Source organism: Longimicrobium sp. (genome assembly GCF_036387355.1).
Classification (GTDB): domain Bacteria; phylum Gemmatimonadota; class Gemmatimonadetes; order Longimicrobiales; family Longimicrobiaceae; genus Longimicrobium.
In genome coordinates this window covers 1-24,995 of the sequence record NZ_DASVTX010000238.1, presented here as the reverse complement: position 1 = coordinate 24,995, position 24,995 = coordinate 1, and the positions used below count along the sequence as shown (strand labels likewise).

Genomic DNA, 24,995 nt, shown 5'->3' with positions numbered 1-24,995 from the left:
GCCATCATGCTGGTATCCCAACGGATGACCCGCGCCCCGGTCGCGGTGTCCCCCGTGCAGTCGCTGGCCGACGCCCTGCGCCTCACGCGCGAGCACCGCATCCGGCACCTTCCCGTGGTGCACCAGGGCGAGCTGGTGGGGATCGTGTCGGACCGCGACATCCGCCTGGCCATGCCCTCGCCGCTCACGGAGCCGGACCCCGGGCGCGCGGACTTTCTGCAGTCCACGCCCATCGCCGGCATCATGAGCCGCAACGTGATCACCGTGGGCCCGTCCGACGCGGTGGAAGACGCGGCCAAGCTCATGCAGCGCCACCACATCGGCTCGCTCCCCGTGGTGGACGCGCACGGCGCGCTGCTGGGCATCCTCACGGAGACCGACGTGCTGCACGCCTTTGTGGAGCTGCTGGGGCCCGCAGGGGCCTCGTCGCGGCTGGAGATCGTTCTTCCCGACCGCGCGGGGCAGCTCGCCCGGGCCATGCGCATCATCGGCGAGGAGCGCGGCGTGAACGTGTGCTCGCTCATGGTGCCCCCCGGCGGCCCGGCGGACCGGCGCGTCGCCATCGTGCACGTGGGGACCATCGACCCGCGCGAGGTGATCGCCGCGCTGGAGGGGGCGGGGTTCCAGGTGGGATGGCCCTCGCTGGAGCGCGACCTTCGCGCCGGGGGGCTGGCGTGACGGTTCCCAGCGCGCTCATCTGGGATCCGGCCGTCGCCCGCTACCAGTTTCGCCCCGACCACCCGTTCAACCCCCGCCGGCTGGAGCTTTCCGTTTCGCTGATGGAGTCGCTGGGGCTCATCAACGACACCACGGCGCGTGTCGTGGCGCCGCGGATGGCCACGGAGGCGGAGCTGCTGGCCGTCCACTCCCGCGAGTACGTGGACGCCGTCCGCCGCTTCAGTGCGGGGGGCGGCACGGACGACGCGCCGCGCTACGGGCTGGGGACGGACGACACGCCCGTGTTTCCGGGAATGCACGAGGTCACCTCCCTGGTCGCCGGCGCCACCCTGCGCGCGGCGGAGCTGGTGATGAGCGGCGAGGTGAAGCGCGCCTTCAGCATCTGCGGCGGGCTGCACCACGCGCACCGCGGCCGCGGATCGGGGTTCTGCGTGTACAGCGACCTGGCCGCGGCCATCGCCTGGGTTCGCCGCGAGCACGGCGGGCGGGTGCTGTACCTGGACTACGATGCGCACCACGGCGACGGCGTGCAGGGGATCTTTTACGACGATCCCGAGGTGATGACGCTCTCCCTGCACGAGTCCGGGCGCTACCTGTTCCCCGGCACCGGCTTTGTGGACGAGCTGGGGGAAGGGGAAGGATACGGATACTCGCTGAACGTGCCGCTGGAGCCGTTCACCGAAGATGATTCGTGGCTCGCCATCCACGCGAAGCTCCTTCCCGAGGTGATGGAGGCGTTCCGGCCCGACGTGATCCTGGTGCAGAACGGCTGCGACGGGCACGCGCTGGACCCGCTTACGCACCTGCGCGCCAGCACGCGGCTGTACGAGGAAACGATCCGCCTGGTCTGCGAGCTGGCGGACACGCACTGCAACGGCCGCGTGATCGCCACGGGCGGCGGGGGCTACGCCGTGTGGGAGGTCGTTCCCCGCGCGTGGACGCTCATCTGGGGCGGGCTTTCCGGCCAGCCCGTGCCCGACCGCATTCCGCACGACTGGCTGAACCGGTGGCAGGGCGAGGCCCCCGTGCTGCTTCCCGAGCGCGTGCGCGACGACCCCGCCGCGCACAAGCCGGTGCCCCGGCGCGAGGAGATCGAGGCCACCAACCGCCGTACCCTGGAATCGCTCCGCCGCCAGGCCCTGCCGCTCATCCGCGGCTGGGATCTGGGCTGGTGAGCGCCCCGCCGTCCGTGCCCATGGCGCGCGACCTTCCCTCCGCGCTCGTTCCCGCCACCCTCTTTGACCGGCAGGGCCGCGTGTTTCACGTACGCACCTACACCGACGCCGACCGCGCCGAGCTGGACCGCTTCTACCACGATTTCGAGCCCAAGCGCGCCGCCCAGGGCCTGCCGCCCGAGGGCGAGGGGCGCATCGCGCGCTGGCTGGACGGCATTCTGCCCGGCGGCACGCACCTCATCGTGGAGGTGGAAGGCAAGCTGGCGGGGCACGCGATGCTGATGCCCACGGACCGGCCCGGAGTGCGCGAGTACGCCATCTTTCTGGACCACGGCGTGCGCGGGCGCGGCCTGGGCACGCAGGTGAACCGGCTGTCCGCCGACGTGGCGCGCACGCTGGACCTGGAGCGCCTCTGGCTTTCCGTGGAGCCGCACAACCGTCCCGCGCTGCGCTCGTACCAGAAGGCCGGCTTCCGCTACCGCGGCGCGACCGTGTACTCGCCCGAGGTGGAGATGGAACTCGTCCTGCGCGGCCCCGGCTCATCGTCGCCCTGACCGTCCGCTGAACGGCATCCCACCCGGAGGCCGCGGCGAAGGCATGGGGGAGCTGGAATGGAATCCGCTGCTCCACGCATCCCCATCGAAAACGCATCAAGAAACGGGCGCCACCGCGGCGCCCGTTTTTCGCGCCCGCCCCTCGTCGCCACACCGGCAGCCTCCTATCCCCTATTCCCTATTCCCTATTCCCCATTCCCTGCAGTTCCCGGAACTCCTTGTCCCCCAACACGGTAGCACGACGGCGGGATCCGCGTGCGGAGTGTGGCAAGAGAATTGATCCGCCGGAAGCCGGCACGCAGTCCCGCACACCTGACCGGGAGACCACCTTGTTGATGCACGTACGACGCACGGCCCTGCTGGCCGTGCTGGTCCTGGGCGCGTGCGCGCCCGTTTCGGAGCCCATCATTGCCCCGCTGCCGCAGGGCGCGGCGCTCGACACCGCCGGGCGCCCGTTCCTGCGCCGGGTGGAGCCCACGGCGGAGTATGCCCGGGCCGTGCAGGCGGGAACCCGCAGCGAAACCGGCGCCCCCGGCGCGCGCTACTGGCAGCAGGCGGTGCGCTACCAGATCACCGCCGAGCTGGACCCGCAGACCCGCGTGCTCACCGGCCAGGAGCGGCTCACGTACCGCAACCGCTCGCCCAACGCACTGCCGGAAGTGCGCTTCAACCTGTACCAGAACCTGTTCACCGAGGCGTTCTACGGCCGCGGCAACCCGCTCAACACCGGCGGGCTGAACCTGACGGCGCTGGTGTTCAACGGCGACACGCTGCGCCCCATGACGCAGACGCAGTACGAGGCCAACGTCCGCGAGAACCGGTCTACGGTGGGCTACATCGTCACCGGTACGCTGGCCCGCGTCATTCTGCCGCGGCCCATTGCGCAGGGCGACAGCGCGGTGTTCCAGGCGGCGTGGAACTACACGGTTCCCCCGCAGCAGGCGCCGCGCACGGGGTGGGAAGACGCGCTGGGCGGACGCGTGCTGCAGGTGGCGCAGTGGTATCCGCAGATCGCCGTGTACGACGACGTGGTGGGGACCGACGTGACGCCGTACCGCGAGCAGGGCGAGTTCTACCTGGAGTACGGCGACTTCGACGTGACGCTCACCCTCCCGGCTGGCTGGCTGGTGGGCGGGACGGGAACGCTGCAGAACCCGCAGGACGTGCTGCCCACCATCGTGCGGCAGCGGCTGGAGGCGGCCGCGCGGTCGGACTCCACCACCAGCATCGTGGGGCGCGACCTGCTGGGCAACGGCACCGCGCTGGGCAACAACGGCCGCGTGACCTGGCGCTTCGCCGCGCAGAACGTACGCGACTTCGCCTGGGCCACCAGCAACCGCTACCTGTGGGACGCGCGCCGGGCCCGCATTCCCAACGCGGGCGGCGGCGGCACGCGCGACATCCTGGTGCACACGCTCTACCGCCCCGGCGCGCCCGGGTGGGAGGAGTCGGCGCGCTACGGCGAGCACTCCATCGAGTTCCACAGCCAGCAGATGGTGCCGTACGCCTATCCGCAGATCACCATTACCGAAGGCCCCATCTACGGGATGGAGTACCCGATGATCGTCTTCATCGGGCGGCCCACGGAGCGCATGGGGCTGTACGAGGTGATCACGCACGAGCTGGGGCACGAGTGGTTCCCCATGATGGTGGGGCAGGACGAGGCCGCGTTCGCGTGGATGGACGAGGGCTTCACCACGTACATCGAGAACCGGGCGACCAAGGACCTGTTCCCCGCCAGCGACCCGTTCGGCACCACGCAGCAGGCGTATCTGCAGATCGCGGGAGAGAAGGCCGAGGCGCCGCTGATGCAGCACATCGACCTGGTGTTCGGCCCCGCGTTCGGCGTGTCGGCGTACATGAAGCCGGGAACGCTGCTTCGTGCCCTGCAGCGCACGCTGGGCGACGAGGTGTTCTTTCGCGGGATGCAGACGTACTCGCGCGAGTGGCAGTTCAAGCACCCGTATCCGTGGGACTTCTTCAACACGATGGAGCGGGTGGCGGGGCAGGACCTGGACTGGTTCTGGTATCCGTTCTGGTACCGCACCGTCACGCTGGACCAGGGGATCGCCAACGTGACGCCGGGCGCGGGAAACGTGACGGTGACGGTGCGCGACTTCGGGCAGGCGCCCGCGCCGGCGGAGATCGTGGTGACCAACACCGCGGGGCAGTCGGTGACGCAGACCATTCCCATTCAGCAGTGGCTCAATCCGTCTACCCGTGCGGTGACGGTGACCATTCCGGTGACGGGAACGGTGGCGCGCGTGGAACTGGATCCGGGGCGCTACTTCCCCGACGTGAACCGCCGCAACAACAGCTGGACCGCTCCCGGCGGGCGCTGACCCGCACGGCAGGTAAGGTGGAGGGATGACGATCGGGGCGGCTCCGGAGCGGAGCCGCCCCGAGATTGTTCCCCAAAACGGAATGGGGGAGGGTTGGGAGCGGCGGAGGCTTCAGCGAGGGTTGCGCAGGCTCGCGCGGCCGGATGGTCTCCTGAGCGGATGAATCCGCCGCAACAACGGCGGAAAGTCCCCCAAACAGCCGGGGGACTTCACCTGCACGTGGCGGATGCTGCCGGGCGACCTGCGATCATTCGAGTCGCGGCTGGTGTCCTGAGCGGATGAATCCGCCGCTCCAACAGCGGTAAGCCCCGACTCATGGCCGCTGCCGCGTCCACGATCGAGGCTTCAACTGCTTCGGGCCACGGTCATTTGCTGTTCTCCCCTCTCCGTGCGCAGTTTGCACGGGGAGGGGCGGGGGTGGGGCCTCCAGAGGCCGCCGCACACACCGAACCATCACCCGCGCCGAACGGCTCCCCCTCTCCCGCGGAGAGGGTGGAGGGGGTTGGGGGGAGGGGGCCTCCTTCCGCCGCATCGGCCCCATCCGATCCACGCCCATCCCACCCCGCCGCCATTCACCCGCCGCCATCCGCCCGCCGCCGGTAACACGCTCCGGGGGACGAACTTTCGTGCCCACGGCCCTTGCCCCGCGCGGGGCGATGCGGCACGTTGGGCCGTGGGGGCAAAGACGACAATTCACTGCAAGAACGACGGAGCGGGATGATGGGGAAAGTTGCCGTGCGGCGCCTGATGGCGGTGCCGATCACCGTGCTGCTGGCCGCGTGCGGCGGGGGAGCCAACCAGGGCGCGGACAAGTCCGCGGCCGCGGACAGCGGCAAGGCCGCGGGGGGCGACACCGCCGCCGCCGTTGCCGCCGCGCCGTCCGGCCCGTCGCCGCGCGAAAAGGCCCCGCCCATCATCCGCGGCATCTACCTGAACGCGTACAAGGCCGGCTCGGCCATGCACCGCAAGCGGTTCATCGAGATCGCCGACCAGACGGAGGTCAACGCCTTCGTCATCGACGTCAAGGACGAGCGCGGCATCCACTACCGCAGCCAGCTTCCCCTTCCCGTGCAGCTCACGCCCCCCGCGGAAATCACCCTTCGCGACATCAAGGGGCTGGCCGACACGCTGCGCGCGCACCGCATCCGCTCCATCGCGCGCATCGTCGTCTTCAAGGACCCCATTCTGTCCAAGGCCAGGCCGGACTGGTCGGTGCAGCGCCCCGGCGGCGGGCTCTGGGTAGACAAGGCGGGCAACACCTGGGTGAGCACCTGGGACGAGAACGTGTGGGACTACAACCTCGACATTGCCGAGGAGGTGGCGCGCGCCGGGTTCGACGAGATTCAGTTCGACTACATCCGCTTCGCCGAGCCGTACAAGAGCCTGCCGCCGCAGGTGCATCCCAAGGCCCGCGGCGACCGCGCCGACGCGATCGCCGCGTTCCTGAACGAGGCCAAGCGCCGGCTGCACCCGCTGGGCGTCACGGTGACGGCCGACGTGTTCGGCCTGTCGCCCAACGAGGCGGGGGACGTGAACATCGGGCAGCAGTGGGAAACCATCAGCGCCATCGCCGACGGCGTGCTCCCCATGATGTACCCGTCGCACTACTTTCCCACGCACCTTCCCGGCGTGCGCCGGCCGGACCTGCAGCCGTACGACGTGCTGTTCAAGAGCGCGGGAATGGCGCGCTGGCGCACCGACCAGCTGCAGAGCGTGGGGGTGCGCCCCGCCCGCATCATGCCCTGGCTGCAGGCGTTCTCGGCGCCGTGGCTGGGCCGCAACCACCAGACGTACGGGCCGGAGCAGATCCGCCAGCAGAAGCAGGGCGTGTACGACGTGGGGCTGGAGGACTGGATCCTGTGGCACCCGGGGAGCAACTACGAGCCGTTCGTGGCGGGATTGGAGCGTGGCGAGGCGCAGAGCCGGGCCAAGGCGAACTACACGCCCCCGGCGGACGTGATGAGCTGGCTGCAGCGCTTTGAGCGCGAGGGCGTGCGCGCCGCGCGCGAGCGGGCTGCGCAGCAGGCGCGCGGCCAAGTGTCGGACCCCGCCGCCGCGGCCGCGGCGCGCACCGGGCGCACCCAGCCGGGCGCCGATTCCGGCGCGGCCAGGCCCGGCCGCAACGCCCCGGCCGAGGCGGCGCCCACCGCCACCGGTGTTCCAGCCGCCGGCGGCCAGACCACCCCCGCCCAGCGCACGCCCTGAGCGGCCCGACATATCAGCCGATCACAACGACGCCGATTTCCAACGAGGAAAGGACGAGGATGGCCAGGCTCGTATTCGGGATGAACCAGTCCCTGGACGGCTACGTGGACCACACGGAGTTTGCGCCGGGGCCCACGCTCTTTCGCCACTTCGTCGAGCAGGCCCGCGAGCAGGCGGGGAGCGTGTACGGCCGCAAGATCTACGAACTGATGCGGTACTGGGAGAACGATCAGCCTGAGTGGAGCGAGGATGAACGGGCCTTTGCCGCGGCGTGGCGCAACCAGCCCAAGTGGGTCGTTTCGCGCACGCTCACGTCCGTGGGCCCCAACGCCACCCTGGTGGGAGATGACCTCGAGGGCGCGATCCGCGCCATCAAGGCCGAGCGCCAAGGGGAAATCGAGGTCGCCGGTCCGGACCTGGCGGGCACGCTGACGGAGCTGGGCCTGATCGACGAATACCGCATCTACCTGCACCCCGTCGTGCTGGGCAAGGGCACGCCGTACTTCTCCGGTCCGCGGCCCCGGCTGCGCCTCGTGGCGCACGAGCCGATGGATGACGACGTGATCCGGCTCACCTACGTTCCCGTCTGACCCTCCCGCAAAACGAACGCGGCGGCCGGCCCCCGAGGCCGCCCGCCGCTCCCTCCATCCGTATCTCCGCGTCCTTCGCGTAGGACGCGATTGCCGCTCGTCCCCTTCCGCGGAAAGCAGCTGAACTAGCTCTCGCCGTGGCCGCCGCCCGGTGCGGACTCATGATCCTCCGCGCGGCGCCCCGTGCCGGGGATGATGCCGCCCGAGGGATCCGCCGGGTCCGTGCGGTCGTCCGGCGAGCCGGGCGCGGGGGTGTCCGCGCCGGGGCCCAGCAGCTCACGCAGGGCGTCCGCTTTCTCCTGGTCCTGGTCGGTGGAGAGCCGTGCCGGCGAAAACGGGAGGGTGGCGCTGTGCATCGTGTGGTCTCCGGGTGTTGGGTCCGCGCCGACAGGGACGGCCCAAAAAGCAAACACCGCGCCGGAAGGTCCGGCGCGGTGTCGCAGCGTGCGTGGCGGGAACGGGATGGGTCAGCCGCCCACGTTGCCCGTTGACTCCGGCCGCACCGCGTCGGCCACGCGGTCGTGCACCGTGCGCCGCAGCGTCTGCATCCGGTTGGGGCCGTCCTCGTACGTGCGGTTGGCCAGCAGCACCACCCAGGTGCCGCGCTCCGCGTCAATCCAGATGGACGTTCCCGTAAAGCCCGTGTGCCCGAACGAGTTGGGCGACACGTGCGCGCCCGCCGCTCCGGTGCCCGGCGCGCTGGGCGTGTCCCACCCCAGGGCGCGCGTCCCCGTCCCGGGCTGCCGCGCGGTGAACATCCGCACGGTGGATTCTCGGAAGATGCGTACACCGTCCAGCTCGCCGCCGTTGGCCATCATGGAAGCGAAGCGGGCCAGGTCGTGCCCGGTGCTGAACAGCCCGGCGTTCCCCGCCAGCCCGCCTAGGCGCCGCGCGATGGGGTCGTGCACCTTGCCGCGGTAGCCCATCCCCAGGGCGCGCGAGGTGGCCGCGCAGTTCCAGCACCCTTCGCCGTACACGTAGCTGGTGTGGTTCATTCCCAGCGGCGCAAAGACGCGGCGGTCCAGCAGGCGGTACAGCGGCTCGCCCGCGGCGCGCTCGGCGGCGGCGAACAGCACCACGAAGCCCACGTCCGAATACTCCACGCGCATGCCAGGCGTGGAGCGCAGCGGCGTGCGCAGAACGCGGCGCAGCCCCTCTTCCGGCGTGCTCCCGCTCACGTCCACGCCGTCGGGCAGGCCGGAGGTGTGGGTGAGCAGGTGGCGGATGGTGACCTGCTCCTTGCCGCCTCCGGTGAACTCCGGCAGGTACGACGACACGGGCTCGTCCAGCATCATGCGGCCGTCCTGCACCAGCAGCATCACCGCCGTGGTGGTGCCCACCACCTTCGTGAGCGAGGCCAGGTCGTACACGGTCGCGTCCGGGTCCACCTCCCCGTCGCCGGCGCCCAGGCGGCCGAAGCCTTCTTCCAGCACCACGCGGTCCCAGCGGCCCACCGACAGCGCGGCGCCGGGAAAGGAGCCGCGGCGGATCTCGTCCAGCACCGCGTCTTCGGCGCGGGCCAGCGCGGTGGGGCTGAAGCCGGCGGCGGCCGCGGACGAAAGCTCGTGGCGGGCGCGGGTGGGCGGATCGGGGAGCCGGAGGGTGTCGGCGCGCGCGGCGGTGAGCGCCGCCGCCAGCGTGAGCAGAGCGGGGAACGGCATGGGAGGCCTGCGATTCCGGTTGAAACTGCGGGTGAGTCTGCGAGTGGGACATCCACGGTAGTGCCGTGTTGGATCGATGTCAAGAAACTCGACTTAGAGGTGTCATGTGCGGCGGGGCAAAGGGGGCGTTCACTCAGGCGCCGCGCTGGAAACAACTGCTACATGACCCCCCGTCATACCAGCCGGATCAATGTGCGCACATTGCGCGTTGATGCCTGGTAAGCTGAAATGCCGCAACAGGATGCGTCGTCGGAACGTTCGTTCGGAGGCATCCGCATCTGGTACGCGGATCCGCGCGATCCGGGAACAAACAACGGTTCCCATCCGAACCCGTTGCCAGCGGCCGGGCAAGCGCGGCATGGGGCCGCGATCTCTCTCCCGCGGGCTCTCGTGTCGGCGATGCGGGTGAGCGGGGACGGTGCCGTCGCGCGGTCTGCTGGGCGTGCGTTCGGCCGGCCCCGGGGCGGGGCAGGCTTTTCGGGACGCGCGGCAGGTAGATGGGGCCGCGGACTCTGTGCGTGGGTGCGGAGTGTCGTACCGCGACGAGGCCGCGTTGGGTCCATCCCGGCCATACGCCTGTCCGGCACAGGCGCGCCGCTCTCCGGCTGGCCGATTCGGGGAGACAGGAGGGCGTTGGGGGCTCCTCCAAAAAATGCGGAAAACTCAGCGCGGGTGCAGCCGGCGGTACCGTCCGCCGCCTCTCGCGGCGGCGCGCCTGCCGCCCGAGGTGCGGACCCGCCGCCCTCGCGTGAGGGATGCGCGCTCGCAGGGGCGAGACGGCCCCGCGCCGCGCATCGGATTGGCTGGCCACATCGGCACCGTGGCGCGGGGCTGGCTCGCCGCCGTTGGGCACAGTTGTACCGTGCCCTACGGCGCGCGCAGCCCGGCCCGGAGCGCAGCGGAGGGACACGCCCACAACAGCAGTACGAAAGTACGGAAGTACGAAAGTGAGAGCGGAACAGAAGTGCTCCGTGCCCTGTGCCCAGTGCCGCGGACATCCCGATCGCGAGCATCCTGCCCGGCTGAACGGAGAACGGCCCCCGGAGACGAATCCCCGGAGGCCGTGGTTGCGGGTAGGAAGCCCGCCTCGCAGCGGACCCCCTATTCCCTATTCCCTATTCCCTATTCCCTATTCCCTGCAGTCCCCCTCAAACCGGCCGGTGCAGCCGCACCTCGCCCTCCAGGCCGCGGCCCGCGGGCGGCAGGGGCAGCTCCGGGAACCGCAGCTTGCCCTCCGTCATCTGCGCGCCGCGAAGCGCGATGCTCAGCGCCTCGTCGATGGTGGCCACGCCGTGCACCTCCATCTGGCTCAGCACGTCCGCCGGCAGGTCGTCCAGGTCCGCCTCGTTCTCCTTGGGCAGAAGGATGGTGCGGATGCCGGAGCGGTGCGCGCCCAGCAGCTTCTCCTTCACGCCGCCGATGGGGAGCACCCGGCCCGTCAGCGTCACCTCGCCGGTCATCGCCACGTCGTTGCGGACGGGGGTGCCCGACAGGGCGGAAACCAGCGCCGTCGTCATGGCCACGCCCGCGGACGGGCCGTCCTTGGGAATGGCGCCCGCCGGCACGTGGATGTGCAGCTCCGAGCCCCACGCCTTGCGCGGGTCGATGCCGTACCGCGCCGCGTTGGCGCGGGCGTACGTGAGCGCCGCCCGGGCGGACTCCTTCATTACGTCGCCCAGCTGGCCCGTGAGCACCAGGTTGCCGAAGCCGGGCTGCGCCTGCTCCGCGCCCTCGGCCGCCGGGGCCTGCGACCGCTGCTGCGCCGAAACCTCGATGAACATGATGTCGCCGCCCACCGGGGTGTAGTACATCCCCGTCGACACGCCCACCACGTCCTCGCGGCCGGCCCGCTCCGGGTGCACGCGGGTGCGCCCCAGGAAGTCCTTGACCGCCTCGCCGTCCACCTCCACCCCCGTCGTTCCGCCGGTGGCGATGCGGCGCGCGGCCTTGCGGGCCACCTTGCCCAGCTCGCGCTCCAGCTGCCGCACGCCCGCTTCGCGGGTGTACTCGCTGATCACCCGCTCCAGCGCGTCGGGCGTAAGCTGCAGCTCGCCCTCGTGCAGCCCGGCCTGCTCCATCTGCCGGGGGAGCAGGTAGCGCTCGGCGATGTTCTTCTTCTCCGCCTCCGTATACCCGCGGAACTCCACGGCCTCCATGCGGTCGTACAGCGGCGCCGGAATGTTCTGCGTGTAGTTGGCCGTGGCGATGAACAGCACCTCGCTCAGGTCAAACGGCACGCCCAGGTAGTGGTCGGTGAACTCGTGGTTCTGCGCCGGATCCAGCACCTCCAGGAGCGCGCTGGACGGGTCGCCCTGGTAGCTCACCCCCAGCTTGTCCACCTCGTCCAGCAGGATGACCGGGTTGCGGCTCTTGGCCTGCTTGAGCGCCTGGGCAATGCGGCCCGGCATCGCGCCCACGTAGGTACGGCGGTGGCCGCGGATGTCGGCCTCGTCACGCACGCCGCCCAGCGCGATGCGCACGTACTTGCGCCCCAGCGCGCGGGCGATGGACTTGGCGATGCTCGTCTTGCCCACCCCCGGAGGGCCGGCAAAGAGCAGGATGGGACCCTTGGCGGTCGCCTTGGCCTTGGCCACCACGATCTCCTTTTCCAGCGCCTCGGGCGTCTGCTCGGCCTCGGTGCCTTCCAGCGCCTCGGCCTCTACCGACGCTTCTTCCTTGGCCTCGGCTTCGGCGCGGCGGGCGGCCAGCTGGCGCACGGCCAGGAACTCCAGCACGCGGTCCTTGACGTCTTCCAGCCCGTAGTGGTCCTCGTTCAGGATCTCTTCGGCGGCGCCCAGGGCCAGCTTGTCTTCCGTGCGCGTGTTCCACGGAAGGTCCGTCATCCACTCCAGGTACGTGCGGATGACCTGGTATTCCGCGCTCTGCGGGTTGGTGCGCTCCAGGCGGCTGAGCTCGCGCTCCACCTCTTCGGCCACGCCCTCGGGAAGGGCGAGCGCCTCGATCTTTTCGCGCAGCTCCTCCAGCTCGCGGCCCTCGTCCTCCTCGCCCAGCTCGCGCTGAATGGCCTTCATCTGCTCGCGCAGCAGCATTTCGCGCTGGCGCTCACCCAGCTCCTCCTGCACCTGGGCCTGGATCTCTTCCTGGGCCTCCAGCAGGGCCAGCTGGCGCTGCACGATGAGCAGCAGGGAGCGCAGGCGCTCCTCCACGGACAGGATCTCCAGCAGCTTCTGCTTGGCCTCCGGAGCCATCTCCACGTAGAACGACACCAGGTCGGCGAACGCGCCGGGCTCGGTGACTCCCTCCATGAACTGCTGCAGCATTTCCGCGGGAATGCCGCGGCGGCGGCCCAGCTCGGCGGCGCGGTCGCGCACCTCGCGGTGCAGCGCCAGGAACGCGGGGTCTTCGGCGTTCACCGGGGCCAGGTCCGTCATTTCGCGCACGTGCGCGCTCAACCCGGTGCCCGGGGTCTGCGCGTAGTGCAGGGCCAGGGCACGGTGCTCGCCCTGGATCAGGAGCTGCACCCCGCCCGCGCCCTTCTGCACCTGGGCAATGCGAACGATGGTGCCGACGTTGTAGAGGTTTTCCGGCTCCACCTCGTCGCGGTTTTCGCGCTGGGCCACCGCGAGCATGCGGCGGTCGCCGGCGAGCGCGGCCTCGATGGCCTGCAGCGTGCCCGGGCGCCCGGCCGAGATCGGCACGGCGGTCCCGGGGAAGATGACCGTTTCCCGCAGCGGGAGAACGGGCAGCATCAGCTTTTCACTCATGGCGTGTTGCCTCTTGTATCGGTTGCGGCCGCTGAGAGCGGCCGCCTGCTGTGTTCGGTGTTTCGCATCTTTTCGGCCACGCTCGTATACCCCCGCAGACCATGCGTTGTGCCGCGTAACTGCTTGGATAATGCAACGTTAACCCGTGTTTGCCGCCGACTGCCAAAGCGGCCTGGTTTCCGGAACCCGGGTGCCGGTTCGGCGGCGTAACTGCCGGGGAGGCATGGGGTAACGGATTTGGGGCGATCGGCTGTCTTCTTCTGGTACCCCGGAACGGGAGGAACGGCGGTTCACGCGGAGGACGCGGGGATTGCACGCGGGTACGCGGGGGAACCTCAGGATCGGATTGGGCTCCCACGGAGGCACAGGATCACAGAGGAGGACTGCGGAGGACCCGCCCCTGCGCGAGCCATCGCCACGCGCGCACGATGGCCGGCGCTCGCGCTGAGTTCATCCGCATTTTTTGGAGGGGGCATATTCGGTCGATGCGGCTGCGCGCGCGCCGGAATGTGTGGCGCGGCGACGGATTGGGCCAACTACGCGATCAGGTGGTATGGAGAGGGCGCGACTGTCGTTCGGGGCGCACGCTGAGTTGAATCCGCGTTTTCGGGGGAAAGGAGTCGTTGGGATCGCCGCCGAATCAGCCCCTGCACCTGTCTGCCGCGCGTCTGTTGACGGCGCATGGGTCCGCACGTGAGTGTGGGATGGCACGGATGATCTGTCCGCGCGGCGCGGGATGGACGATCGTGTATGTGCGCCTGCCGGTTCGGAACCATCACAGGATTGTGGTTGATGCGTGAGATGCCCTCGTCGCGCGGAGCGGGCTGGAGAAGCGTGGCCGCACTGCTCGCGGTTCTGCAGCTGGTTTCCTGCGACGCGCTTTCGTCTTCGACGTCGGTGGTGATCCGCCCCGAGAACAGCGTGATCATGCCGTTCGCGGACGGCCCCGAACTCGTGAAGCCGTGCCGAACGCCACCCGCGCACGTGGCGGGGTTCTGGGAACCCACGCGGGAGCAGATCGCGCGGATGGAGGCGGGACTGCCCGCGGCGGTGAACCCTCTTCTGCGCCGGGAGAAGAAGGACGGCGGAAAGATCAGCTACCACCGCCAGTACATCGGCCTGGTGCGCCCGGACGGGCGAAGGGCGATCTACGTGAACGCGTTCGCGACCGACCTCATCCGAAGGGGCGGCGGGCTTCCCGCGGACACCGTGAGGTGGAGATCGAGCCCCGTGAACTCCTGCGATGGCTGGCTCGGGTTCTGGTCCATCGAATTCGACGTGGAGACCGGCACGTTCTCCGGCTTCGACCTGAATGGCAGGGCATGAACCGCCTGTGCGGGGCGCATCGTCCCGCGGCGGGATTCGTGCAGTGGGCCGCGCGCGCAGGCGCGGGCAGATCGCCGCGCATCACCAAAGCCTGACCAGACCTCCGTGACCGACCCGTCCAACACCAGCCAGTCCGCCGCCTCCGCCGCGCGCCGCGCCACGGGCGACCCCGGCGTGTTCCTGATTCCGGAAGAACATCTGCCCGCGGGCTTTGCGGACAAGGTGGCCGAGGGCGGGTTCGTGCCCGCGCCGCCGCGCCCGGCCTCCACCATCGTGCTGGTGCGCGACGGCGACGACGGCCCGGAAGTGCTGCTGCTGCGCCGCCACGGCCGCAGCGGGTTTGCGGCGGGCGCCTGGGTGTTCCCCGGCGGCACGGTGGACAAGGAGGACCGCGAGCCGCTGATCGCGGACCGGCTGGACGGCCCGTCGCCGGAGGAGTGGGCCGCGCGCATGGAACTGGACGACCCCGCGGAGGCGCTGGGGTTCGTGGTGGCCGCCATCCGCGAGGCATTCGAAGAAACCGGCATCCTTCTCTCCAGTGATGCCGGGGTGGCGGCGGACGCGGAGTCGCTGGACGTGGCGCGCCGCGCGCTGCTTTCGGAGGTTGTGGGGATGCGGCAGGTGGCGGTGACGCGCAACGTGCGCCTGGCCGCGGACCGCATGGTGTACCTGGCGCACTGGGTGACGCCGGAGCCGGAGCCGCGCCGCTACGACACGCGCTTCTTTCTGGCGCCCGTGGGCGCGGACGCGCTCTGCGTTCCGCACGAGGCGGAGATGACGGAATCCATCTGGCTCACGCCCGCCGTGGCGGTGGAGCACTTCCGCTCCGAATCGCTCAAGATGCTGCCGCCCACCGTCCACACGCTGCGCCGGCTGGCGCGCTACGGTTCAGTAGACGAGATGCTGTCGGCCCTGGGCAGCGCGCCGGTTCCCATGATCCTTCCCGTGATGCGCAGGCAGGGCGACGGCGTGGCCATCGTGCTCCCGCCGGAAGACGAGGCGTAGCCATCGGGCAAGCTTAGACGTACGTTGGACTACGCTTGGGGCGGCGGGTGATGGCGCCGCCCCGTTCACGGTTCTTGCGGCCCCGCACGCGGCCGACCCTGATCCCCAGATCCAATCCGGAGTCATGACGCAGCGCCCCACGACGCTCGGCGCCCTGCGCGCCGCCGGCTACCAGCCGCGTTCCGTAAAAGCGGAGATCCGTGACAACCTGGTGGCCCGCCTCAAGGCGGGCGGGCCGCTCTTTCCGGGCATCGTGGGCTACGAGGACAGCGTGGTCCCGTCGCTCGTGAACGCCGTGCTGTCGCGCCACAACTTCATTCTGCTCGGGCTGCGCGGGCAGGCCAAGAGCCGCATTCTTCGCCAGCTGGCCACTCTGCTGGACCCGGAAATCCCGGTGCTGGCGGGGAGCGAGGTGAACGACGACCCGTTTGCCCCCATCAGCAAGCACGGCCGGCAGCTGATTCAGGAAGCGGGCGACGACGCGCCCCTGGAGTGGATCGGGCCGGACCGGCGCTACGTGGAAAAGCTGGCCACGCCCGACGTGACGGTGGCGGACCTGATCGGCGACATGGACCCCATCCGCGCCGCGCGGGGCGGGCACCTGCTGAGCGACGAGCTGACCATCAACTTCGGTCTGCTGCCGCGCGCCAACCGCGGCATCTTTGCCATCAACGAGCTGCCGGACCTGTCGGGCAAGGTGCAGGTGGGCCTGTTCAACGTGCTGCAGGAAGGCGACATCCAGATCAAGGGATTTCCCGTCCGCCTGCCGCTGGACGTGATGCTCGTCTTCAGCGCCAACCCCGAGGACTACACGGCGCGCGGCAAGATCATCACCCCGCTCAAGGACCGCATCGGCGCCGAGATCCTGACGCACTACCCGCGCTCGGCGGAGGAGGGGATGGAGATCACGGCGCAGGAGGCGTGGGTGGAGCGCGCGGGCTCGTCGCCCGTCACGGTGCCGCCGTTCATCTCCGAACTGGTGGAGCGCGTGGCGTTTCTGGCGCGCGGCGACAAGCGCATCGACCGGCGCAGCGGGGTGAGCCAGCGCATGCCCATCACCGTGTTGGAAACGGCGGTGAGCAACGCGGAGCGGCGCGCGCTGCTGGCGGGAGAAGACCGCATTCTGCCGCGCGTGGCGGACGTGTACGCGGCCATGCCCAGCATTACGGGCAAGATGGAGCTGGAGTACGAGGGCGAGCTGCAGGGCTCGGAGGTGATTGCCCGCGACCTGATCGCGGCGGCCGCGCGCGAGGTGTTCGACCGGGTGTGGGAGGTCGACATGCTGGACACGGTGATCGAGCATTTTGACCGCGGGGGCGTCCTGCAGATCAGCGACGGCGCCAGCGCCGAGGCGTGCATGAAGGGGGTGCGCGGCGTGCCCGGGCTGGCGGAGGCGCTGGAGGAAGCGGGGATGATGCAGCCCGACGACGTGCCGATGACCGTGGCCGCGGCGGAGCTGCTGCTGGAGGGGCTGGCCGCCCACCGCCGCATCAGCCGCGCGGAAAGCGGGGCGTACGGGCGCGCCAAGCCGGAAAAGCCGGGCAAGGGAAAGGGCAAGGGCGGCGGCTTTACCTTCGGCGACGAGATGTTCAGCTGAGCGGGACACAGCACGGCGGGGTGCGGCTGTGAATGCGCCTTGTGCCTGAAGCACGCCCGTTCTCGTGGGCGGGGAAGAAAAGCGCAGGGTACAGAGGAACAGAGAAGGGCCAGAGGAACAGAGGAAACCCGTGCGGTCCTCTGTTCCTCTGGCTTTTCTCTGTTCCTCTGCAATTTCGCTGTTCGGGGTTGAACGCCCCTGAACCGGTTCGAAAGGGTTCAGTTGGGTAGTACGACCCATTCGCGATTCGGGCTTCGCGACGAGATTCCATCCACGGCGCGGGAATGGCGGCGGTTCAGGGCACCTTTCTGAGGGGATCTCCTCATGTTCGATATTGAGCAGCTTTGGGATTCGAGTGATGCTTCGGCCACGGCGACCATCGCCGCCGCGCCCCCGGCCCCCGTTCAGGCAGCGACCGAAGCCCGGTTCTTCTGCACGGTCACCCCTTTCTACCAGCCGATCGTCCGCGCCGCGGACCTCGGCGTGATGGCATATGAAGCGCTGGCCCGCGGCCCGGCGGATTCGCCGCTGCACCCGGCGCGCACCCTGTTCGCCACGGCGAGCGGGCTGGGCGAGCTGCCCGCGCTGGAGCGGGTGTGCTGGACGGCGTCGCTGCTGCACGCCGGCCGCCAGGGACTGTTCCGCCGCCCCGGGACGCGCCTGTTTCTGAACCTGTCGCCCGACCGCATCGCCGAGCCCACCTTTTTTGACTTCGCGCGCCGCACGGTGCAGGAGATCGGGGTGGACCCCAGCCGCGTGGTGGTGGAGGTGACGGAGGAATCGCGCATTCGCAGCAACCCGGAGTTCATCCGCGCGCTGATGCGCTACCGCGACCTGGGCTTCGGCATCGCGCTGGACGACGTTGGCACGGGGTTCTCGGACCTGCGGGTGCTGGCGGAGGTGCGGCCGGACTACCTGAAGGTGGCGCTGGAGCTGGTGCGCGGGGTGGACGCGCACACCGGGCGCCGGCACGTGGTGGGCTCGCTGATCGCCCTGGGCCACGCGATGGGCGCCACGGTGGTGGTGGAAGGGGTGGAGACGGACGAGGAGCTGGAGGCGGTGCGCGGGCTGGGCGTGGACTGCGTGCAGGGCCACCTGGTGGGCCGCCCCGCCGCGCAGCTGCTGGAGCCGCGGATCATGGGCGCGGTTGCGCCCCCCGCGCTCCGGCGCGCCGCCTGATTCCCGGGGGAGCGGGACGGGCGAAGGAAAACGGCCGGCGCGCGAGCGCCGGCCGTTTTCACATTCGGGGAACCAGCGGGGCCCGCGGCGGGTCTGCATCCCGCGGGAGGCCCAGCGCGGCGAGCGCCTCCGCCGCCATGCGCCGCCACTGCGCGCCGCGGATGCCCAGCGGGTAGCGCTCGTACCGAAGCCGCCCCGCGTGCGGCGCGGCGGTGAAGTCGTAGCGCGGCGCCGGCCGGAACCGCTCGACGCGGATGGGCATGTCGCGCAGCGCGTTGCCCTGCGAGGGAAAGCAGTCGTACATCCGCCGCTTGCGCGCTTTTTCCTCCGCCGTCAGCACGATCTCCGTTTCCGGCGCGCCGTCAAAGGGAAGAAAGCGGTTCACCACCTTTTCGCCGCCCAGGTTGTGGTACGAGGTGAACTCGGCGATGGCGGGCGCCGGCCCCCCCGCGCGGGCCAGCAGGGTTCGCGCGGCGCGGGTGCAGAAGGCGACGGCGTCGTGGTCCGTGTGCCCGCCCTCGTACGGATGCGTAAGGATCACGTCGGGGCGCAGCTCCTCCACCAGCTCGCGCAGGCGATGGGTGAGCGCCACGAGGTTGTGCGACACCTCGTTGTCCATCACTCCCAGCGCGCGGCACGACTCGGCGGGAACGCCGGCCACTTCCAGCGCGCGCAGCACCTCGCGGCGGCGCTGCCCCGCGTAGCCGTCCCAGTCCGCGAACTCGTTGCGGCCCCACTGCCGCCGGTGACGCGGCGCGCCGTCGGTCACGTGCACCACCTGCACGCTTTCGGCCAGGCGCGGCAGCATGCCACCGGCCCCGATGCTCTCGTCGTCGGGGTGCGCGGCCAGCAGCAGCACGCGCGGAACCGCCACCGTCCCCGCCGGCTGCTGAAAGCAGCGGATCAGGGCGGCGTATGCCGGGTCCGTTTCGTGCCGGGGCTGAACGACGTACTCCGACGCGACTCTCGGGGCAATGACAGGCATGTTCGTTTGTGCAAGCCAGTTGCGCGACAACACCTGACGTCGCGGGGAGTGCCTCGCATGCAGGATCGGGACCGCCGCTGGTCCCCGCAGAGGTAGCAGAAATCCGTCAACGCGCCCATCTGAACCCGGGTGCCCTGTTCGACAAGGAAGTGCACGCATGACGTTGTCCGCCGTTCTTCGTACGGCCGCCGTGCTGGGCGCCGCGGGCGGGGCCCTGCTGGCCCCGCGCCTTTCGCGCGATCACGACCGTCCCACCGCTCCGCCCTCGGCCGCCCCCGTCGCCGCCACGGCGGTGGAGGCGCAGCAGCGGCCGGTGGTGCCGGGCATCGAGGTGCTGCTGCGGGATTCGCTGCACCTGGTGCGCGGCAAGCGGGTGGGGCTCATCACCAACCACACGGCGGTCACGCGCGACGGGCGCACCTCCATCGACGTGCTGCACCGGCATCCGGAGGTGCGGCTGGTGGCGCTCTTTGGGCCGGAGCACGGCATCCGCGGCAACGTGGACGGTGGCGAGGCCATCGCCAGCGGGCGCGACCCGCGTACGGGGGTGATCGTGCATTCGCTGTACGGGCGCACGCAGCGGCCCACGGCGGCCATGCTGCGCGGCATCGACGTGCTGCTGTTCGACATGCAGGACATCGGCGCGCGGCCGTACACCTACGTGTGGACCATGACGATGGCCATGGAGGAGGCGGCCCGGCACAACATTCCCTTCATCGTGCTGGACCGGCCCAACCCGGTCACGTCGCGGGCGGAGGGGCCGCTGATGCAGTTCGAGATGCGCAACCGGGGCCCGCTGATCACCGGCCACTATCCCGTCCCCCTGCGCCACGGGATGACGGCGGGCGAGCTGGCGCGCTACGTGAACGGCGAGTACCGGCTGGGAACGCGGCTCAAGGTGGTTCCGGTGGATGGGTGGCGCGGCAACCAGTGGTTCGACCAGACGGGGCTGCGGTGGATCAACCCGTCGCCCAACATCCGCGACCTGAACGCGGCGCTGGCGTTCAGCGGGCTGGTGATGCTGGAGACGACCAACCTGTCGGTAGGGCGGGGGACGCCGACGCCGTTCAGCTACGTGGGCGCGCCCTACATCGACAACCAGGAGCTGCTGCGGCGGGTGCGGCGCTACAACCTGCCGGGCGTGACGTTCGAGCTGGCGGAGTTCACCCCGCGGGGCAGCGACTGGATGCAGTTCCCCAACCAGCGCTGCCGCGGCGTGCGCCTGCGCATCACCGACCGCGACGCGTTCAAGCCGGTGCTCACGGGGCTCGTGTTTCTGTCGGAGATCCAGAAGATGAACCCGCGGCAGCTGGGCATGGGACCCATGCTGCAGATGCTGGGCAGCCGCTGGGCGCCCGCCGCCGTGCGCGCCGGCCAGGACCCGCGCGAGATCAACGCGCGATGGGAGCGGGAAAACGCGGAGTGGAACACCGTCCGTGCGCGGTATTCCCTGTATCCGCGCCAGTAGCGCAGAGCCGGGGTCTCGCGGACGCGGGGAGGAAAACCGCCTCTCACGGAGTTCACGGCCGCTGCACGGAGGTTCACGGTGGATCTGTACCGTGAACCTCCGTGTTTTTCTCCGCGTGTTCCGTGAGAGGGGGTTGTTGTTTCAGTCCGCGGGGCGGCCGAGAAGGATGGCGCGCTCGCCGGCGATGGCGGCGTCCAGGCCCCAGCGGGCGCGGGCGGCGCGCTGCACGTTGCGCACGCGGTAGAGCACCTGCACGTAGGCCACGTCCTCGGGCGTGAGCTCGTCGCTTCCCATGTCCGGACAGCGGAGCAGGTCGGCGCTCACCGACCGCCATGCGCAGGTGTGGCCCACCCCGAGCGCGTGCATCAACTCGTGCGTAACCACGCGCGGCCCTTCGTGGCCCAGCACCAGGGCGCGGTTGCGCAGGCGCAGGGTGCCGTACGTGACGCGCCCGCCGCGGCTCAGCAGCGTCGTGAGGCCGGAGATGGGGAGCGTGGCGTCAGCCAGAAGGAGGATGACGTTGTTGGGGTCGATGTCGTCGTCCTGCGGATCGGCGTCGGCGAAGCGGACGGGGCGGAACAGGTCGGCGCCGTAGTCGTCTTCCATGCGCCGCGCGATGCGCCAGAACGCCGAGGAGTCCGGAACGGCGCCGCGGGGCACGCCGTTCTCGCGGTCCAGGGCGATGCGCAGGGGGAACGACGCGGCGTCCCAGCTCTGGAACCACGACGGGCCGCGGAATCCCTCCACCCGCAGCCAGAAGGCGACGCACCCCTCGCACACCGGCCGCCGCGCCCGGTCCGCGCTGATGGGGACGGTCTGCCCCGCGAACCTGCCCGCGGGGATGGTCCACCGCCGCGGGACGAGCACGAACGCCTGCTCGGCCGCTGATTCCGCCGCGGTGATGCGCGCCAGCGCGGGATGGTAGTTCCGCACGGATCCGCGGGTGTCCACGACGATCTCCATCGGCGCGGCGGCGGGGACGGGGATGGCGAACCGGCCGTCCGCCCCGACCCGCGCCGAATCAGTCCGGGTGATCGTGTCGCCCGGCGCGCGCCACCGGGCGAAGGCGTACAGCGAGTCCGCGCCCGCCGTGTCCGCCAGCAGCACGCGGCCGCGCACCGCCGTCTGCGCGGGCGCCGGCGCGGCCGCGAGGGCGAGAAGCAGGACGAGGGTGGCGCGGATCGGGAACATCGGCCAGTCGAGAGTGCGAGGGTCCGTCCCCGCGTCGCATCCCCCGTACCCGGCGCCGCGCAGGCATTCAGGACGCGATCGGATGAACGGCGCGGGGCGGGCCTTCGCTATCACGGCACGCATCGGCGCGGACGGCGGACGCGGGAGGCGGCGGGCCGGTGCCGATCGCAGCGCCCGCGCTGAGTTTTCCGCATTTTTTGGAGAGCACATCCGCCGGCCTGACGACGACGAGGCCGCCGCGTGCACCCCCTGATCGCGTCCGTTGACGGACCCGGCGACCGAGCGGCCGGTGGCTGGATCCGTTCAGGGCGGCGGCCGGCGGAGGGGAAACTATCGGTGGTGGACGACAGCCAAGCCGCCGAACACACCACCTGATCGCGTCCGTTGACGGATTCCGGGGACAGAGCGACCGGTGGCTGCACTCGTTCAGGGCGGCGGCCGCGTGGTGGCGGGGGAAGCTTTCGCGGGGCGACGACAACCAAGCCGCCCAACACACCGCCTGATCGCGTCCGTTGACGGAGCCGCCGCCGCACGGAGGATGGCGGGGGCGCGAAGCGTCTGGACGCGCGGGCGACGGACGTTTACCATCCGATGAGTCCGCATCCCCTTTTCCCGCCATGATGGAGTCCCCATGCGCGCACGTCTGCTTCTGGGTTCGCTGGTGGCGCTGGCGGCGTGCGCGCCGTCGGTGCAGTCCGCCCGCTTCGGTGCCGGGGAGACGGCGCCGCGCCCGGCGGAGGCGCAGGTACGGGTGTATCAGCAGAACCGCCCGACCTGCGCGTTTACGGAGGTGGGATGGGTGAGCGGCAGCAGGCGGCTCCCCACGCAGTCGCCGGACGCCGTGCTGGCGGCCATGCGGGAACGGGCGAAGCAGATGGGCGGCGACGCCATCGTGGGGCTCGTGTCGGGCGGGTCGGCCCGTTCCGGAACGGAGGCCGCGGGCGCCTCGGACCCGCTGTTCTCGGGGACGGTCGTACGCTTCAACGATCCCGGCTGCACCGCGTAGCCGGACGGCCGCCGCTGTCGGGAAAAGCAACGGGGCGCCTCCGCGATGGGAGGCGCCCCGTTCTTGATCATCATCCACCCGCCCTCAGTCGATGGGCCGGGTGCGCTGCAGGACCAGCGTGGTTTCAATCGGCTCGTCCGCGGGGGCGGTGGTAAAGCGCAGCGTCATGAACTCGCCCTGAAAGGTGACGCGGTACTGGTCGCCGGACCACACGGGGTTCTGCACCGGGGTGCGCTCCACCACCGTCCACGCGGGGCCGGACGCGCTCTCGGTCGCTTCGGTGCGGATCTCCAGGATCTCGCCCCGGAGACGGTACTGGCCGAAGCGCGCGTAGCGGTGCATGGGAAGGTCCGGATGCCCCGCGCCGTCGCCGTACAGCGTCTCGGTCCAGACGAACCGGCCGTCGCCGCCCAGCACAAGGTGAGTGGATTGCGTGCGGGCCCCGCCGCCGGAGCCGGACGAGACCTGCCCCATCCAGGCACCGGGAATCTGTTCCACGATGGGGAGCAGGTCGTTGCCACCGCAGCCGGCGGCCACAAGGAGCAGGGAGAACAGGGCGGCGATGCGGAGTCGGAGCATGGGTCGGCGCGGAGCGTGGGGTGGATCGCGAATCGGTGGATGCGAAAGGTGGCGGCGCGGAGCACGGGACCCCGGCCCGTCCGCCCTTGCACCCCAGAAACGCGGAAGTGTTCGCGTTCGTGACGCCCCGCCGCGGCCCCGGCTTTGCGAGTCCATGCGGGTATGGGGCCGGTGCACGCCGGCGCGGGACACCCGGGGTCAGGGGGCGGGGACGGAATGGTGATCGGCAAACTGTTGCGGCGCAACCGCATCCTCGGCGAGCGCGAGGCGGAGTTCCGCACCCGCGAGCGCGAGATGCTGGACCGGCTGGCCGCGGCGCTGGACCGGTTCGGCGGGGACGTGGACCCCGTGGACCGCAAGCACTTCGACCAGGCGCGGGAGCAGCTTTCCGGGCTGTTTCTGCTCGTGATCGCGGGCGAGTTCAACAGCGGCAAGAGCAGCTTCATCAACGCGCTCATTGGCGAACGCGTGCTTCCGGAAGGCGTTACGCCCACCACGGACCGCATCAACGTGCTCAAGTGGGGCGAGGAGGTGACCGAGGAACTGGTGGAGGCGTACCTGCTGGAGCGCACCCACCCCGCCGCCCTGCTGCGTGACCTGAGCATCGTGGACACGCCGGGCACCAACGCCGTGCTGCGCGAGCACGAGGAGCTTACCCGCGACTTCGTGCCGCGCTCGGACCTGGTGCTGTTCGTGACCTCCGCCGACCGCCCGTTCACGGAAAGCGAGCGCGGCTTTCTGCAGCAGATCCGCGCCTGGGGAAAGAAGATCGTCTTCATCGTCAACAAGATCGACATCCTGTCGGCCGAGTCGGACCGGGCGCAGGTGCTGGCGTTCGTGTCGGAGAACGGCGCGGCGCTGCTGGGCGAGGCGCCGCTGGTGCTGCCCGTGTCGGCAAAGTTGGCGATGAACGCGCGCGCGTCCGGCAACGAGGCGGAGTTCGCGGCCAGCGGCTTTCCCGCCGTGGACGACTACCTGCTCAACACGCTGGACCAGCAGGAGCGCATTCGCCTCAAGCTGCTGAACCCGCTGAACGTGGGGCTCACGCTCGCCTCCAAGTACAAGGAAACGGCGTTCGAGCGGCTCAAGGTGCTGGCGGAAGACGTGGCCACGCTGCAGAACATCGACACGCAGCTCGGGGCGTTCCACCAGGAGATGCTGCGCGACTTTGCGCCGCGGCTGGGCCGGCTGGACGCGCTGCTGAGCGAGATGGAGGTGCGCGGACTCAACTTCTTTGACGAGACCATCCGCATCGGCAACGTGCGGGCGCTCATGCGCAGCGACGAGATCCGCCGCGAGTTCGAGCGCCAGGTGGTGGGCGACACGCCGCAGAAGATCGACGACGAGGTGGGGCGCATCATCGACTGGATCGTGGAGCGCAACCTGAAGCTGTGGCAGGACATCACCGCGTACATCGAGCGGCGGCAGATCAGCCGGCACCGCGACGGGATGATCGGCGAGGTGGGGGCCGGGTTCAACTACAACCGGCAGGCGCTGCTGGGCTCGATCGGCAGCGCGGCGCGGGAGGTGGTTTTGGGATACAACCGCGAGGCGGAGGCCCGCAAGCTGGCGGAAGAGGTGCGCGGCGGCGCGGGAACCACGGTGATCGCCGGGGTGGGGGCGATTGGCCTGGGCACGCTGGTGGCCACGGTGATCACCGGTGCGGCGGCGGACATCACCGGCATTCTGATGGCGACGGCGCTGGCGGTTACGGGGCTGTACATCATCC

19 protein-coding genes are annotated in these 24,995 nt (G+C 70.5%); 13 read left to right on the top strand and 6 right to left on the bottom strand.

Features of this window, described 5'->3' with window-relative positions; all coding sequences use genetic code 11:
• The first annotated feature begins 6 nt into the window (after positions 1-6).
• The 6 genes from VF665_RS10570 (at position 7) to VF665_RS10545 (ending at position 7,544) form a co-directional block, all read left to right on the top strand.
• Complete coding sequence (locus tag VF665_RS10570; RefSeq protein WP_331053392.1) at positions 7-678, top strand: CBS and ACT domain-containing protein; 672 nt, start codon at positions 7-9, stop codon at positions 676-678.
• Positions 675-1,853, top strand: a complete 1,179-nt coding sequence (locus VF665_RS10565) for an acetoin utilization protein AcuC (RefSeq protein WP_331053391.1) — start codon at positions 675-677, stop codon at positions 1,851-1,853. The genes VF665_RS10570 and VF665_RS10565 overlap by 4 nt, the downstream gene beginning before the upstream one ends.
• Positions 1,850-2,407 (top strand): GNAT family N-acetyltransferase, encoded by a 558-nt coding sequence (locus VF665_RS10560; RefSeq protein WP_331053390.1) that lies wholly within the window; start codon positions 1,850-1,852, stop codon positions 2,405-2,407. The genes VF665_RS10565 and VF665_RS10560 overlap by 4 nt, the downstream gene beginning before the upstream one ends.
• 335 nt (positions 2,408-2,742) lie before the next feature.
• Entirely contained in the window at positions 2,743-4,749 is a 2,007-nt protein-coding gene (locus VF665_RS10555) for a M1 family metallopeptidase (RefSeq protein WP_331053389.1), read from the top strand.
• Positions 4,750-5,466: 717 nt separating this feature from the next.
• A complete protein-coding gene (locus VF665_RS10550) occupies positions 5,467-6,954 on the top strand; it encodes a putative glycoside hydrolase (protein WP_331053388.1) in 1,488 nt (495 codons plus the stop codon).
• Positions 6,955-7,013: 59 nt separating this feature from the next.
• Complete coding sequence (locus tag VF665_RS10545; protein ID WP_331053387.1) at positions 7,014-7,544, top strand: dihydrofolate reductase family protein; 531 nt, start codon at positions 7,014-7,016, stop codon at positions 7,542-7,544.
• 125 nt (positions 7,545-7,669) lie between these two features.
• Here the strand turns inward: VF665_RS10545 and VF665_RS10540 are convergent, their stop codons facing one another.
• From VF665_RS10540 to lon, 3 genes are all read right to left on the bottom strand, one after another.
• On the bottom strand, positions 7,670-7,900 hold the full coding sequence (locus VF665_RS10540; RefSeq protein WP_331053386.1) for a hypothetical protein: 231 nt from the start codon (positions 7,898-7,900) through the stop codon (positions 7,670-7,672).
• 111 nt (positions 7,901-8,011) lie between these two features.
• Positions 8,012-9,205 (bottom strand): serine hydrolase domain-containing protein, encoded by a 1,194-nt coding sequence (locus tag VF665_RS10535; protein WP_331053385.1) that lies wholly within the window; start codon positions 9,203-9,205, stop codon positions 8,012-8,014.
• A gap of 1,148 nt (positions 9,206-10,353) precedes the next feature.
• On the bottom strand, positions 10,354-12,930 hold the full coding sequence (gene lon, locus VF665_RS10530) for an endopeptidase La (RefSeq protein WP_331053384.1): 2,577 nt from the start codon (positions 12,928-12,930) through the stop codon (positions 10,354-10,356).
• A 792-nt stretch (positions 12,931-13,722) separates the two neighbouring features.
• Here lon and VF665_RS10525 point away from each other — a divergent pair.
• The 4 genes from VF665_RS10525 to VF665_RS10510 all read left to right on the top strand — a co-directional run bounded on the left by VF665_RS10525 (position 13,723) and on the right by VF665_RS10510 (position 18,037).
• Positions 13,723-14,256 carry a hypothetical protein gene (locus VF665_RS10525; RefSeq protein WP_331053383.1) on the top strand — a complete coding sequence of 178 codons (534 nt, stop codon included), beginning with the start codon at positions 13,723-13,725 and terminating at the stop codon, positions 14,254-14,256.
• Between the two features lie 105 nt (positions 14,257-14,361).
• Positions 14,362-15,261 carry an NUDIX hydrolase gene (locus VF665_RS10520; RefSeq protein ID WP_331053382.1) on the top strand — a complete coding sequence of 300 codons (900 nt, stop codon included), beginning with the start codon at positions 14,362-14,364 and terminating at the stop codon, positions 15,259-15,261.
• Positions 15,262-15,385: 124 nt separating this feature from the next.
• The gene (locus VF665_RS10515) at positions 15,386-16,858 is read left to right on the top strand and encodes a sigma 54-interacting transcriptional regulator (RefSeq protein ID WP_331053381.1); all 1,473 of its coding nucleotides are present in this window, start codon (positions 15,386-15,388) and stop codon (positions 16,856-16,858) included.
• A 324-nt stretch (positions 16,859-17,182) separates the two neighbouring features.
• On the top strand, positions 17,183-18,037 hold the full coding sequence (locus VF665_RS10510; protein WP_331053380.1) for an EAL domain-containing protein: 855 nt from the start codon (positions 17,183-17,185) through the stop codon (positions 18,035-18,037).
• A gap of 58 nt (positions 18,038-18,095) precedes the next feature.
• Here the strand turns inward: VF665_RS10510 and VF665_RS10505 are convergent, their stop codons facing one another.
• Positions 18,096-19,022: a PIG-L family deacetylase gene (locus tag VF665_RS10505; RefSeq protein WP_331053379.1), complete on the bottom strand. Its 927-nt coding sequence runs from the start codon at positions 19,020-19,022 to the stop codon at positions 18,096-18,098.
• Between the two features lie 157 nt (positions 19,023-19,179).
• Here VF665_RS10505 and VF665_RS10500 point away from each other — a divergent pair, with 157 nt between their 5' ends.
• A complete protein-coding gene (locus VF665_RS10500) occupies positions 19,180-20,490 on the top strand; it encodes a DUF1343 domain-containing protein (protein WP_331053378.1) in 1,311 nt (436 codons plus the stop codon).
• 141 nt (positions 20,491-20,631) lie between these two features.
• On the opposite strand, the gene VF665_RS10495 is transcribed toward VF665_RS10500, so the two are convergent.
• Complete coding sequence (locus VF665_RS10495) at positions 20,632-21,681, bottom strand: hypothetical protein (RefSeq protein ID WP_331053377.1); 1,050 nt, start codon at positions 21,679-21,681, stop codon at positions 20,632-20,634.
• Between the two features lie 631 nt (positions 21,682-22,312).
• On the opposite strand from VF665_RS10495, the gene VF665_RS10490 reads away from it, so the two are divergent.
• A complete protein-coding gene (locus VF665_RS10490; protein WP_331053376.1) occupies positions 22,313-22,687 on the top strand; it encodes a hypothetical protein in 375 nt (124 codons plus the stop codon).
• 84 nt (positions 22,688-22,771) lie between these two features.
• Here the strand turns inward: VF665_RS10490 and VF665_RS10485 are convergent, their stop codons facing one another.
• Entirely contained in the window at positions 22,772-23,266 is a 495-nt protein-coding gene (locus tag VF665_RS10485; protein WP_331053375.1) for a hypothetical protein, read from the bottom strand.
• Positions 23,267-23,482: 216 nt separating this feature from the next.
• Between VF665_RS10485 and VF665_RS10480 the strand changes: the two genes are divergently transcribed.
• On the top strand, positions 23,483-24,995 hold a 1,513-nt coding region (locus VF665_RS10480; protein ID WP_331053374.1), incomplete at its 3' end, for a dynamin family protein.

Coding starts and splice junctions, on each gene's coding strand:
- lon (WP_331053384.1), bottom strand. CDS start 12,930: ATGAGTGAAAAGCTGATGCTGCCCGTTCTCCCGCTGCGGGAAACGGTC.
- VF665_RS10550 (WP_331053388.1), top strand. CDS start 5,467: ATGATGGGGAAAGTTGCCGTGCGGCGCCTGATGGCGGTGCCGATCACC.
- VF665_RS10525 (WP_331053383.1), top strand. CDS start 13,723: ATGCGTGAGATGCCCTCGTCGCGCGGAGCGGGCTGGAGAAGCGTGGCC.
- VF665_RS10500 (WP_331053378.1), top strand. CDS start 19,180: ATGACGTTGTCCGCCGTTCTTCGTACGGCCGCCGTGCTGGGCGCCGCG.
- VF665_RS10510 (WP_331053380.1), top strand. CDS start 17,183: ATGTTCGATATTGAGCAGCTTTGGGATTCGAGTGATGCTTCGGCCACG.
- VF665_RS10535 (WP_331053385.1), bottom strand. CDS start 9,205: ATGCCGTTCCCCGCTCTGCTCACGCTGGCGGCGGCGCTCACCGCCGCG.
- VF665_RS10485 (WP_331053375.1), bottom strand. CDS start 23,266: ATGCTCCGACTCCGCATCGCCGCCCTGTTCTCCCTGCTCCTTGTGGCC.
- VF665_RS10555 (WP_331053389.1), top strand. CDS start 2,743: ATGCACGTACGACGCACGGCCCTGCTGGCCGTGCTGGTCCTGGGCGCG.
- VF665_RS10545 (WP_331053387.1), top strand. CDS start 7,014: ATGGCCAGGCTCGTATTCGGGATGAACCAGTCCCTGGACGGCTACGTG.
- VF665_RS10495 (WP_331053377.1), bottom strand. CDS start 21,681: ATGTTCCCGATCCGCGCCACCCTCGTCCTGCTTCTCGCCCTCGCGGCC.
- VF665_RS10570 (WP_331053392.1), top strand. CDS start 7: ATGCTGGTATCCCAACGGATGACCCGCGCCCCGGTCGCGGTGTCCCCC.
- VF665_RS10540 (WP_331053386.1), bottom strand. CDS start 7,900: ATGCACAGCGCCACCCTCCCGTTTTCGCCGGCACGGCTCTCCACCGAC.
- VF665_RS10505 (WP_331053379.1), bottom strand. CDS start 19,022: ATGCCTGTCATTGCCCCGAGAGTCGCGTCGGAGTACGTCGTTCAGCCC.
- VF665_RS10490 (WP_331053376.1), top strand. CDS start 22,313: ATGCGCGCACGTCTGCTTCTGGGTTCGCTGGTGGCGCTGGCGGCGTGC.
- VF665_RS10515 (WP_331053381.1), top strand. CDS start 15,386: ATGACGCAGCGCCCCACGACGCTCGGCGCCCTGCGCGCCGCCGGCTAC.